This is a genomic window from Polynucleobacter sp. MWH-UH25E (assembly GCF_018687095.1).
Taxonomy (GTDB): Bacteria; Pseudomonadota; Gammaproteobacteria; order Burkholderiales; family Burkholderiaceae; genus Polynucleobacter.
Window position 1 is genome coordinate 1,959,671 of sequence record NZ_CP061286.1, and the last position, 12,194, is coordinate 1,971,864.

Sequence of the window (12,194 nt, forward strand, 5' to 3'; positions counted from 1 at the left end):
GCAGCTATCTTAATTGACAGAATTTTCTTTAGCTTGAAAGCGCAACATTTCGCCAGCCTCACCTAAACCTTGTAAACACAATTTCGCTGGAATTCTTTTTCCGCCAGGCTTTTGCATTTCTAAAATTTCAATTACTCCGGTGCCGCACTTTACAAAAACACTCTCGTCTCCAAAGCTAAGCACTTGTCCCAAATCAGCCTGTTCTGCGCTCGGCGCATTTCTGGGAATTCGAGAATTCCACAGCTTTAGGCTTAAGTTGCCAATCGAACTAGTGGCCCCAGGAAAAGGGTTGAATGCCCGAATTCTGGCATCAATTTTCTGGGCATCATTACCCCAGTCAATCTCTGCTTCATCCTTTACTATCTTTTCAGCATAAGTGATTCCTTGTGCTGATTGTGGACTCCGAGGCAAGCTACCAACGGTTTCAAGCTGATGCAACGTATTAACAATTAATTTCGCGCCCAATCTTGCCAGCCTATCGTGCAAAGTGGTGCTGGTTTCATTCGAAGCAATATCAAGCTCTTCAACCATTACGGTATCGCCAGTATCTAGACCAGCGTCCATTTGCATAATGCAAATACCTGTTTTGGCATCGCCAGACTCAATCGCACGCTGAATAGGTGCAGCGCCTCGCCACCGCGGCAAAAGCGAAGCATGAATATTAAAGCTCCCAAATCTTCCAGGGCGCTCAGCGATATCCAAAATCTCTTGCGGCAAAATCAAGCCGTATGCAACCACAACCATTGCATCAAAATCAGCTTCAGAAAGTTGCTTGTATGCTTCCTCAGCCTGAATTTTTTTCTGTGGATCTGCAGCGTTTCGCCTAAGGGTTTCTGGTTGCAGAACAGGAATATTTTTTTCTAAAGCGAACTGCTTTACTGGGCTTGCCTGTAAATGCATGCCTCTGCCAGCTCGGCGATCAGGCTGTGTCAAAGCCAAAACAATATTGTGACCAGCTCCCTCAATCGCACGCATTGCTTGCGCCGCAAAATCGGGGGTGCCAGCAAAAACGATTTTCATTCGTTTGTTAGCGCTGACCAAGTAATTCTTTGCTGCGCTTTTTCATCTTTTGTGAAATACGATTGCGCTTCAACAAAGATAGGTATTCAACAAATACCTTGCCTTGTAAATGATCTAGTTCGTGTTGCAAACAAACCGCCAACAATCCATCCGCATCAACCTCAAACTCTTTTCCGTCGATATCCAGAGCCTTCACTTTCACCTGTGCTGGACGCTCTACTTCATCATAAAACTCTGGCACCGAGAGGCAACCTTCACGCCAAGTTTTTTTCTCAGGGCTTGCCCAAACAATTTCGGGATTAATAAACACCATCAATTCATTTTGGTTGTCAGAAACATCGATAACAACAATGCGCTCATGAATATCAACCTGGGTTGCCGCTAAACCGACACCTGGAGCTTCGTACATCGTTTCGGCCATATCAGCGACTATTTTTTTAATGCGCGCATCTACCGTTGCCACAGGTTTGGCAACCTTGTGCAAGCGCGGATCAGGATAGCTAAGGACATTTAATAAGGCCATGTAGGAATTATCCAACAGAGCAATCCATCTGTCCCAATTGCTTTCATTTCCCCAGTCTTCAAAATGATTAATCCGAATCTCGAAACCAAAACCCGCATGCACACACTGTTCCGAAAAGATAAAAACTATCCACCACGCCTAAATGATTTGTTTGACCCTCCCAATCCGCTATATATAACAGGCAATCTAGGCTTATTGAAAATGCCCATGATCGCCATCATTGGTTCTCGTCAAGCTAGCGCACGCGGTCTTAGGAATGCCACCATATTCGCGAACCAACTAGCTCAAGCTGGGTTTCTAATCATTTCGGGGCTAGCAAGAGGTATTGACGGTGCAGCTCATCGAGCCACGCTAAGCGGGCCTTCCATGTACTTCACGGCGGCGGTGTGTGGAACCGGATTAGATATTGTTTACCCTAAAGAGCATTTGGGACTGGCAGCCGAAATTAGTCAACAAGGCTTATTAATTTCTGAGCTGAGCCCAAGCACCGGCCCCAAAGCCTTTCACTTTCCTAGACGAAATCGAATTATTGCGGCCCTAGCATTGGGGGTAGTGGTGATTGAAGCGGCTGAAAATTCCGGCTCATTGATAACCGCCCGAATCGCCGCAGACCTTGGAAGGGAGGTTTTTGCACTTCCCGGCTCCGCGCACGACCCGCTTTATGCAGGCTGCCACCAGCTAATCCAACAAGGCGCCAAGCTGGTTTGTAAGCCTAATGAGGTGCTAGAAGAGCTGGTTTTCCATAAAAGCCGCATTTAAACCCATAAAAATGGGGTTTTCTCTGAGCCGCAAGCTCAAAACGAGGGCTTTTTGGACTTTTCTGGATTTATCGGTTAATAATAAAAAAGGGGGTTTAAAGGGGTTCAAGCCAAATTCAGGTTAAATTGGCACTCCTTAATACCCAGCAAAAACATCTATTTCAGCTCAAATTTAGGCAAACGCGTGGCAAAAGCACCTTCCAAAAGCAGCTCCAAGACCTCTTCGGTAGAACACCCTAAGGCACTTATCATTGCCGAAAAACCTTCGGTTGCCAATGACATTGCCAAAGCTCTGGGCGGGTTTACAAAACATGAAGACTATTTTGAAAGCGATGATTTTCTAATTTCTTCAGCTGTTGGCCACCTATTGGAAATTGCCGCACCGGAAGAATATGACGTTAAGCGTGGCAAATGGTCATTTGCCAACCTGCCTGTGGTGCCGCCCTATTTTGATCTTCGGCCAATTGCTAAAACCGAATCACGCTTAAAAGTTTTACAAAAACTCATCAAGCGCAAAGATGTCACCTCGCTCATTAATGCATGCGACGCGGGACGTGAAGGCGAACTCATTTTCAGATTGATCGCACAGCATGCAAAAGCATCGCAAACTGTAAAGCGACTTTGGTTGCAATCAATGACGCCAGCTGCAATACGTGAAGGATTTGCAAGCTTGCGCACCGATGAAGAAATGCAACCCTTAGCAGATGCAGCACGCTGCCGCTCTGAGGCTGATTGGCTTGTAGGCATCAACGGCACGCGTGCTATGACTGCTTTCAACAGCAAAAGTGGTGGCTTCTTTTTAACTACTGTTGGACGCGTTCAAACACCTACGCTCTCCATTGTGGTCGAGCGCGAAGAGTTAATTCGTAAGTTCGTATCAAAAGATTATTGGGAAGTTAAAGCCGAATTTATTGCTGCTGCGGGCGTCTATGAGGGTCGCTGGTTTGATCCTAAATTTAAAAAAGATGCTGCTGAACCAGATGCACGCGAGAATCGTCTTTGGAGCGAGGCTGCGGCGCAAAGCATTGTGACTGCTTGTCGTGGAAAAAAAGCAAGTGTTACCGAGGAATCAAAACCCACAACTCAACTTGCCCCACAACTATTTGACTTAACTAGCTTGCAACGCGAAGCAAATGCGCGCTTTGGTTTCTCAGCAAAAAATACTCTGGGATTGGCACAGGCGCTGTATGAACGTCACAAAGTTCTGACATACCCGCGTACTGATGCAAAGGCACTTCCTGAGGATTATTTAGATACCGTTAAGCAAACCATTGAAAACTTAGCGGATCATTCTCACGAATATCAGCCATTTGCAAAGCAGATCTTGCAAGGAGATCCTAAGGATCCAAAAACAAAAGCGGGTTATGGCTGGATCAAACCAAATAAGCGCATCTTCGATAACTCCAAGATCTCTGATCACTTCGCAATTATTCCAACCTTGGAAACCCCAAAAAGCCTAAGTGAGCCTGAAGCAAAACTGTATGACTTAGTAGTGCGTCGCTTCTTAGCGGTTTTCTACCCCGCCGCCGAATTTAAGGTAACGACCCGCATAACAGAAGCCGCCGGTCACCACTTCAAAACGGAAGGGCGCGTTCTTGTTAATCCAGGTTGGTTGACTGTTTACGGCAAATCCAATCAAGCTGATGATGAGCTTGTCCCAGTTCAAGAAGGCGAATCTGTTCAAACAGAATCTGTACTTGCCGTTCCTCTCAAAACCAAGCCGCCAGCACGCTATACGGAAGCAACCCTGCTTTCAGCCATGGAAAGCGCAGGCAAATGGGTTGATGATGATGAAATGCGCGAGGCCATGGCTGAGAAGGGCTTAGGTACGCCAGCAACTCGCGCCGCCATTATCGAAGGACTGCTGGCAGAAAAATACATTGTGCGGGAAGTTCGCGAGCTAATTCCAACCGCGAAAGCATTCCAGTTAATGACGCTGTTACGCGGACTCGATGTTGAGGAACTTACACGTCCAGACTTGACCGGTAGCTGGGAAAACAAACTCTCCCTTATTGAACACGGCAAGATGAATCGCGATACCTTCATGCAAGAGATCGCGCAAATGACCCAGCGTATTGTGAAACGAGCGAAAGAATATGACAGCGACACTATTCCGGGCGACTACGCTACGTTGACTACCCCATGCCCACACTGCAAGGGGCCGGTAAAAGAAAACTATCGTCGCTTTGCTTGCGAAAAATGTGGTTTCACGATTAGCAAAACGCCTGGTGGTCGCGCATTTGAATACCCCGAGGTGGAAGAGCTGTTGCGTGAAAAAACCATCGGGCCACTTCAGGGCTTCCGCAGCAAAATGGGTCGTCCGTTTGCTGCAATTATTAAACTCTCTGAAATCCCCGAGGATGATGCTGACTACCCAAATGCTGGCTATAAGCTAGAGTTTGATTTTGGCAACACAAAAGAAGATGAAACCGAAGCGATTGATTTCACAGGCCGCCAAGCATTGGGAGTTTGTCCTAAATGCTCGGGCGCGGTATATGAAGACGGCATGCGATATGTATGCGAGAACAATACCGGCCCAAGCAAATCTTGTGACTTTAAGACCGGCAAAGTTGTTCTTCAACAAGAAGTATCCGCTGAACAAATTCAGAAGCTTTTAAAAGAAGGCAAAACGGATCTATTAAGCAACTTCAAATCCAATCGCACTGGTCGTGGCTTTAAGGCTTATCTAGCTTTAGGTGCAGATGGGAAAATTGGTTTTGAATTCGAAGCCAAAGCGCCAGGCGCTGCCAAGGCGCCAGCCAAAAAACGTGCGGGGGCGAGCGCTGCTACTAAATCAGCAGCAAAGCCTAAGCGTGCGAGCAAGGCGAAATCATCTTCGAACAGTTGAGCGGCAATTAACTTGGCTGCCAAAGCAGACCACAATATTCCTCGCGATCCCAACGCGGTAGCGAGGAATATTCCTGGTCGATGGGGAAGGGCGCCAATGATTGGCAAACGGTCGCCGGCAACGCATCGCACACCAACAAAATGATCATGCTTTACAAGACCGCCGGAATCGCCTTCTAAAAAGTTCACTAAATTTTTTGCTTGTTCGCGATTAAAGTCATCGCTCGCCTCTCTTGGGGCAAGATTATCTTCGCCCTCATCAAAACTTGAGCCAACAATCCATCGGTAACTGCCGTCATCCTGGCGCTCTGCGGGCAAGCAATAGCCATCGCCCGACAATCCCACCTTAGGCAGTTTCTCAACCCATGGATCATGCGGTTGAATTGAGAAAATACTCAACTGCCCGCGCACTGGCTTTAGGGGCAAACGAACTCCGATGCTAGTGAGTAATTTTTTGCTCTCCATTGCCGCGGCAATCACCACCTTATCCGAGGAGGCAATGGCTTGATCATGAGAATTCAACAAAAACCATTTGCCATCTACTTGTTCAAGTTTTGAAACTTCTGTATTCCATAAACAAGTTAGGCCCTGTTGTGATTGCAGGAGATCATTGCTTGCTTTCGACAAATTGAGACATGCACCCCGGGAAATCCAAACGCCACTTTGAGGTATTCCACATACTTTTTGCGCTTCTTCGCTATCGAGAGGAATGGCAATTTCCTCTCCGAGTTCTAATGAACGCAAATGTTGAATAAGTTCAGCTCGATTGAATAATTTTTCTTTTTTGGTCGGCTGAAAAATTCCGTGGGCACGCCACTCTTTGCCCCATCTTGATTCAGCCAATAAAAAAGCCAATCGCGTTAAACGCAATAAACGTGGGGAGCCTTTACCTATATGGGGATGCGCTATTGCGTAAGCATGGCTTGAGCAAGCGCTGGCAGGATGGCTGGCAACATCAACAACACAAACCGACTGATTGCGCGCAAGCAATTCATTGGCAATTGTTGCACCACATATGCCAGCCCCAATCACCACAATGTCATGGTGTTGGGGTTGGGTCATCAACAAATTTTAGTAATGCGGGTTTTAATTGCTTTATGAATTAAGCATTAAGGCGCTGTTCGATCTTGGCACGAGTTTCTTTTAACTCTTTTGGTAAGCGCTCGCCTAGGTGCTCGAACAAGTCTGTATGGAGCTTCAACTCATTTTTCCACTCATCAACAGCAACAGTGATGGCTTTAGCAAACTTCTCTGCAGAATAGTCTAAGCCACCCCAATGCATATCGCCGTACTCGGGAGTAATACCAAATGGAGTTTCTTTACCGTTGGCCTTGCCCTCCGCACGATTCAAAATCCAAGAGAGAACACGCATGTTTTCGCCAAAGCCTGGCCATACGAATTTGCCACTCTCATCTTTGCGGAACCAGTTCACGCAATAGATCTTTGGCAATACAGCGCCTTCGGCTTCTAACTTCTTGCCGATGTTGAGCCAATGCTGGAAGTAATCGCTCATGTTGTAACCAGCAAATGCGATCATCGCAAATGGGTCGCGACGAACAACACCGATCTGGCCAGTGATAGCCGCGGTGGTTTCAGAGCCCAAGGTAGCGGCCATGTAAACACCCTCAACCCAATCACGCGCTTCGCTTACCAAAGGCACGGTATTGGAGCGGCGACCGCCGAACAAAAATGCATCGATTGGAACGCCTTCTGGATCATCCCACTTTGGATCTACTGCCGGGTTATTGGTTGCAGCTACTGTGAAACGTGAGTTTGGATGGGCAGCTTTGCGACCCGCTGCGCCATCTGCTGGAGTCCAGTCTTTGCCCTGCCAATCAATCAAATGCGCAGGTGGAGTTTCTGTCAAACCCTCCCACCAAACATCACCATCATCAGTCAAACCAACGTTAGTAAAGATAACGTCTTGATTTAAAGAATCGATACAGTTTTGGTTGGTTTGGCGGTTTGTGCCAGGAGCAACACCAAAGTAACCAGACTCTGGATTAATCGCAAATAAACGTGTCTTGCCTGTAACAGGATCTTTACGAGGTTTGATCCATGCAATGTCATCGCCAATGGTGGTTACTTTCCAACCATCAAATCCTTTGGGTGGAATCATCATAGAGAAATTGGTTTTGCCGCAAGCAGAAGGGAAGGCTGCAGCAATGTGGTATTTCTTGCCTTCAGGCGATGTCACACCCAAAATCAACATGTGCTCTGCTAACCAACCCTGATCGCGGCCCATGTTAGATGCGATACGCAAAGCAAAGCATTTTTTGCCCAACAATGCATTGCCGCCATAGCCTGAACCGAAAGACCAAATCTCACGAGTTTCTGGGTAGTGAACGATGTATTTGGTTTTGTTATTTGGCCAAGCAACATCTTTTTCGCCAGCAGCCAATGGCTTGCCAACAGTATGGATACAGGGAACGAATTCGCCATCAGCACCCAGTTGATCGATAACAGCCTTACCCATACGAGTCATTAGGCGCATATTGATTGCAACATATGGGCTGTCAGATAGCTCAACACCAATGTGAGCAATTGGAGAACCGATTGGACCCATTGAAAATGGAACCACATACATTGTTCTGCCGCGCATGCAACCATCGAACAAAGGTTGCAATGTCGCACGCATTTCGCTTGGCTCTACCCAGTTATTTGTAGGGCCAGCGTCTTCTTTTTTAGCCGAGCAAATGAAAGTACGGTCTTCAACGCGCGCCACATCCTCAGGATCAGATAGGGCCAAAAATGAGTTTTTACGCTTAGCGGGATTTAGGCGTTTGAAAACGCCCGCACTAACTAACAACTCACAAAACTCATCGTATTCAGCTTGAGAGCCGTCACACCAACGAATTGCATCTGGCTTAGTGAGGGCAGCAACTTCTGCAACCCACTTAATTAAACGCTCGTTTTTTACGTAAGCTGGCGCATTCACATTGATCTGGCTGCTAGCGGTTGAAGTCATATGTTTCCCTATGAAAATTGAATTTTTTAATCCGATGATTTTAACATTTTGGTCACATTTACCGTATTGACCGCCCGCATAAGAGTAGGGGGATTAGACGATTATTTGCCTATGCAAAATTGACTAAAAATCTTGCCCAAAAGGTCGTCTGGAAGAAGCTTTCCAGTGATTTGGCCAAGGTGGTTTTGGGCTAAAGCGAGCTCTTCTGCAAGCAATTCCAGCGAATTGTTGCCATTTGCTGCGAACTGCTCCGATCTTGCAATATGTTCTGATGCCCTTTCAATACAGTCCAGATGACGCCTGCGGCTGACAATAACGCCCTCTTGAGTGCCGCCCCAACCAACCCTTTTTAGAATTTCCTGTTTTAAGGCATCGACCCCTTGGCCGGTTTTAGCTGAAATAGCAATTACATTGTTCAAAGCAGATGTCGCACCAAGCTCCAGAAGGTCGGCTTTATTTACCACCTCCAAAATTGCGCACTTTGGCGGAATGGCCCCTAAAACTCGTTTTTTCAGACCATCATCCTCCGAATCCACATTAGGGGCGCTTAAGAAAATAACTAGATCCGCAGAATGAATGGCCTCCCAGGTTCGTTCTATTCCTTTGGCCTCGACCTCGTCTGAGGTCTGTCTTAATCCTGCGGTATCAATAACGTGCATGGGCACGCCTTCAATTTGAATGCTTTCCTTAATCCGATCTCGGGTAGTCCCCGCGATGGCGGTCACGATCGCTACCTCTTCGCCAGCCAATGTATTTAGCAAAGAACTTTTGCCAACGTTTGGCGCACCAACCAAAACCAGTTGTATGCCGTCCCGCAAAATTTTGCCTTGCTTGGCTCCATTTTGAAGTATTTGCAATTTTGTTTTTACAGCACTCAAACGCTCGCGTGCATGGGCGTTTTCTAAAAACTCAATTTCTTCTTCGGGAAAGTCCAGCGTGGACTCAACCAAAATTCGTAACTGCGTGATTTCTTCTACAAGGGCATTCACATCATCCGAAAAATTTCCCTGCAAAGATCTTGCCGCGCCTCGAACAGCAGCCTCGCTTTGAGCATCAATCAAATCTGCTATTGCCTCGGCCTGAGCTAAATCAATCTTATTATTTAGATAAGCCCGCAGACTAAACTCGCCGGGCTCAGCAATCTCTAAGCCGATATCTTTCCCAAGCTCAAGACATCGCTGCATAACCAACTCAAGCAAATGTGGTCCGCCATGACACTGCAGCTCAAGAATGTCTTCGCCCGTAAAGGAAGCGGGGGCAACAAAATAGATCGCAAGCACCTGATCAATAAGCTGGCCAAGCTTGTCTCGCAAAGCCAGTAATGTTGCTTGTCTTGGTTGAAGATTTTTTTGAAACAAGGCTTGAATAAGCCCTGTTAAATTTTGTCCGCTGATGCGGATTACACCGACCCCAGCCTTGCCTGGGGCAGTAGCAATAGCAATGATGGGAATCTTACGCGTCACCATTGCTATTTGCCTTTAACAAACCTAAGCCATTTTATTTGGCAGGTTTTTTGCCAAATAGTTTGTTGATTTGCCACTGCTGCGCAATAGACAATAAATTATTTACTACCCAATATAAAACAAGGCCAGCAGGGAAGAAGAAGAACATGATCGAAAAAACAATCGGCATGTACATCATTACCTTTGCTTGCACTGGATCAGGTGGTGTTGGATTGAGTTTGGTCTGAACAAACATCGACACGGCCATAATCACCGGCAATATGTAGTACGGATCCGGAACCGATAAGTCGTGGATCCATAAAACCCATGGGGCACCACGCATTTCAACGGAAGACAGCAGCACCCAATATAGTGAAATAAACACTGGGATTTGAATTACCACCGGCAAACATCCACCAAGAGGGTTGATCTTTTCCTTGCGATACATCTCCATCATTGCTTGATTCAGCTTTTGTGGTTCGCCTTTGTACTGCTCCTTCATGGCCATTAAACGTGGCTGTACTTCTTTCATACGAGCCATAGACTTATAGCTCGCGGCTGAGAGTGGGAAGAAAACCAGCTTAATCAAAATGGTCAGGAGAATAATTGACCACCCCCAGTTACCAACGATATTGTGAATATGTTCGAGCAACCAGAAAATCGGCTTAGCCAATATGGTCAAGTAACCATAGTCTTTTAACAATTCAAGGCCGGGAGCAATTTTTTCTAACATGCGCTCTTCTTGTGGACCAACAAATAATTGCGCATTTGCTGTAACAGTAGTGCCAGCAGCAATTGTTCCTAGCTGGCTCTGCATGCCCACTCGATAAAGGCCGTTATCCAATTTTCCAGAATAAATGTCGCGCACTAAATTTGTATCTGGAATCCATGCGCTTGCAAAGTAGTGTTGAACCATTGCGATCCAACCAGGTTGGCCCGCCGCAATTTGCGCTGGTGGAATAAATTTATTTTTTTCTAAATCAGTAAAAGCAACTTTTTTAAATTTATCACCATCGGTATAAATGGCTGGTCCTGTAAAGGTGCTTGCGGAGAACGCCCCACCAAACGGGCCTACTTTCGCCTCTTCTGAGCCATCGCGAACAATCTCTGTATACAAATTCAATGGCACAGCATTCGCTGATAGTTGAGTTACTCGATGCCCAACATAAACATCGTAGCTTCCTGGATTAAGAATGAAGGTTTTTTCTAACTTAACGCCATTGCGCTCGCTTGATAAAACTAAAAAAGGTCTGCCTGAGCCATCCTTACCAGAACGGTCGAGCTTAAAAACACTGTTGTGATTTGGTAAATCAATATTACCCACCGCCACCAAACCTGAACGAGCTACATAAGTATGCGTAGCCGTGTGCTTAAAAATTTCTACTGGCTTTTGATCGGCTGTTAATTCTTTTAATAGCTTGGCGTCGATTACGTTTGCACCAGCAGAACTGATTTGCAAAGATAACAATTCATTTTCAAGCGTAAAAATTTGCGCGCTCTCGATAGGGGCCGTTTTTGCAGTGGGGGCCTGGGGAGCAACAGCGCCAGAGATTGCAATAGGGGCATCCGCTTTTGGTGCGCCAGGTTTTTCGCCCGCCGTGGAGGGGGCGCCTTGTTGAGGCCCCGCAAACATGGAAGGCTTGCCCTCATGTACTTGCCAGTTGTTGTAAAGCATGAGCCCGGATAGAGAAAACACAGCCCAAAGAATTGTTTTTTTAAAGTCCATTTAGTTCGCTTTACTAATATTTACTTGTTTACTGGTGTGATGAATGTTTTACAGCAGGATCATAACCGCCGTGTGACCATGGGTTACAGCGCAACACCCTCCAGCCTATCAACCCGATGCTTTTAATAAATCCGTAATGATTAAAGCAGTCGCAAGCATATTGGGAGCATGAAGGCTCATATTTACAGCGTATTCCCAAATATGGGCTCAATGCCAGCTGGTAAAGCTTCACTAATTTAGTGGCGGCGCTATTTAGGATACGCACTTAAATAAGCTCCGCCACCTGTGACCGAAGGAGATCTCTCTCTTTTTTTCTGAGCCTACCGCGTGTATGTTGGCCAATTGGTTTTTTAAGTTTGACAACAACATCTTTTTTTAAGCCTGTTGATTGTGCAGCCCAAACCAAATCGCGAATCATTCTTTTAATGCGGTTTCTGTCTACTGCGCGTTTTGCCAATTTTTTAGCAACCGCAATTCCTAGATCAGGATCGGCACCATTTATAGCGCCCGCAGAATACATACCCCAATACAAGTTTGTTTTGGGGCGCGTTTTAAGTAATTCAGAAATCCTTGCGCTATTCAACTGCTACTTAAACAGCTAAGCGTTTGCGACCCTTGGCACGACGTGCGTTTAATACAGCGCGACCGCTTTTGGTTTTCATGCGAACACGGAATCCGTGTGTGCGTTTACGACGGGTTACTGATGGTTGATACGTTCTTTTCATGATAGATCCCTGCAAAACCCAATATTTTCCTTGTTGCAGAGCAAAAGGTCAATCTATCTCAATAAATATGTAGGTGTTTTTCTCTATTTTTGACTGTTTTTTATCCAAACCATTAATTTATAAGTAATTTTTTTGTTTATTCACAACTTATCCACAGGATTTCCACGACTTTTTGCCTTGTGGAT

The 12,194-nt window shown here is 46.1% G+C and carries 10 protein-coding genes and 1 pseudogene; 2 read left to right on the forward strand and 9 right to left on the reverse strand.

The window, feature by feature from the left end; all coding sequences use genetic code 11:
- Positions 1 to 9 precede the first annotated feature (9 nt).
- Positions 10 to 1,020 carry a methionyl-tRNA formyltransferase gene (fmt, locus tag ICV39_RS09985; RefSeq protein WP_215389918.1) on the reverse strand — a complete coding sequence of 337 codons (1,011 nt, stop codon included), beginning with the start codon at positions 1,018 to 1,020 and terminating at the stop codon, positions 10 to 12.
- Between the two features lie 7 nt (positions 1,021 to 1,027).
- The gene (gene def, locus ICV39_RS09990; protein WP_215389919.1) at positions 1,028 to 1,543 is read right to left on the reverse strand and encodes a peptide deformylase; all 516 of its coding nucleotides are present in this window, start codon (positions 1,541 to 1,543) and stop codon (positions 1,028 to 1,030) included.
- Between the two features lie 96 nt (positions 1,544 to 1,639).
- Here def and dprA point away from each other — a divergent pair, with 96 nt between their 5' ends.
- Together dprA and ICV39_RS10000 are read left to right on the forward strand one after the other, a co-directional pair.
- Positions 1,640 to 2,302, forward strand: coding sequence for a DNA-processing protein DprA (gene dprA, locus ICV39_RS09995; protein WP_215389920.1), 663 nt, complete (start codon positions 1,640 to 1,642; stop codon positions 2,300 to 2,302).
- 183 nt (positions 2,303 to 2,485) lie between these two features.
- A complete protein-coding gene (locus tag ICV39_RS10000) occupies positions 2,486 to 5,149 on the forward strand; it encodes a DNA topoisomerase III (RefSeq protein WP_215389921.1) in 2,664 nt (887 codons plus the stop codon).
- Between the two features lie 59 nt (positions 5,150 to 5,208).
- Here the strand turns inward: ICV39_RS10000 and mnmC are convergent.
- The 7 genes and pseudogenes from mnmC to rpmH form a co-directional block, all read right to left on the reverse strand.
- Positions 5,209 to 6,210, reverse strand: a pseudogene (gene mnmC / locus ICV39_RS10085) (FAD-dependent 5-carboxymethylaminomethyl-2-thiouridine(34) oxidoreductase MnmC); the annotation flags it as partial.
- A 40-nt stretch (positions 6,211 to 6,250) separates the two neighbouring features.
- Positions 6,251 to 8,116, reverse strand: coding sequence for a phosphoenolpyruvate carboxykinase (GTP) (locus ICV39_RS10005; protein WP_215389922.1), 1,866 nt, complete (start codon positions 8,114 to 8,116; stop codon positions 6,251 to 6,253).
- A 101-nt stretch (positions 8,117 to 8,217) separates the two neighbouring features.
- Positions 8,218 to 9,582 carry a tRNA uridine-5-carboxymethylaminomethyl(34) synthesis GTPase MnmE gene (mnmE, locus tag ICV39_RS10010; RefSeq protein WP_215389923.1) on the reverse strand — a complete coding sequence of 455 codons (1,365 nt, stop codon included), beginning with the start codon at positions 9,580 to 9,582 and terminating at the stop codon, positions 8,218 to 8,220.
- Positions 9,583 to 9,613: 31 nt separating this feature from the next.
- Positions 9,614 to 11,284 (reverse strand): membrane protein insertase YidC, encoded by a 1,671-nt coding sequence (gene yidC / locus ICV39_RS10015; RefSeq protein WP_215389924.1) that lies wholly within the window; start codon positions 11,282 to 11,284, stop codon positions 9,614 to 9,616.
- Positions 11,285 to 11,312: 28 nt separating this feature from the next.
- Positions 11,313 to 11,549: a membrane protein insertion efficiency factor YidD gene (gene yidD, locus ICV39_RS10020; RefSeq protein ID WP_215389925.1), complete on the reverse strand. Its 237-nt coding sequence runs from the start codon at positions 11,547 to 11,549 to the stop codon at positions 11,313 to 11,315.
- Positions 11,550 to 11,867, reverse strand: a complete 318-nt coding sequence (gene rnpA / locus ICV39_RS10025) for a ribonuclease P protein component (protein ID WP_215389926.1) — start codon at positions 11,865 to 11,867, stop codon at positions 11,550 to 11,552. It lies immediately after the preceding gene.
- A gap of 7 nt (positions 11,868 to 11,874) precedes the next feature.
- Positions 11,875 to 12,009 (reverse strand): 50S ribosomal protein L34, encoded by a 135-nt coding sequence (rpmH, locus tag ICV39_RS10030; protein WP_082784010.1) that lies wholly within the window; start codon positions 12,007 to 12,009, stop codon positions 11,875 to 11,877.
- Positions 12,010 to 12,194 lie beyond the last annotated feature (185 nt).

Coding starts and splice junctions, on each gene's coding strand:
- yidC (WP_215389924.1), bottom strand. CDS start 11,284: ATGGACTTTAAAAAAACAATTCTTTGGGCTGTGTTTTCTCTATCCGGG.
- mnmE (WP_215389923.1), bottom strand. CDS start 9,582: ATGGTGACGCGTAAGATTCCCATCATTGCTATTGCTACTGCCCCAGGC.
- def (WP_215389919.1), bottom strand. CDS start 1,543: ATGGCCTTATTAAATGTCCTTAGCTATCCTGATCCGCGCTTGCACAAG.
- dprA (WP_215389920.1), top strand. CDS start 1,640: ATGCACACACTGTTCCGAAAAGATAAAAACTATCCACCACGCCTAAAT.
- ICV39_RS10005 (WP_215389922.1), bottom strand. CDS start 8,116: ATGACTTCAACCGCTAGCAGCCAGATCAATGTGAATGCGCCAGCTTAC.
- rpmH (WP_082784010.1), bottom strand. CDS start 12,009: ATGAAAAGAACGTATCAACCATCAGTAACCCGTCGTAAACGCACACAC.
- fmt (WP_215389918.1), bottom strand. CDS start 1,020: ATGAAAATCGTTTTTGCTGGCACCCCCGATTTTGCGGCGCAAGCAATG.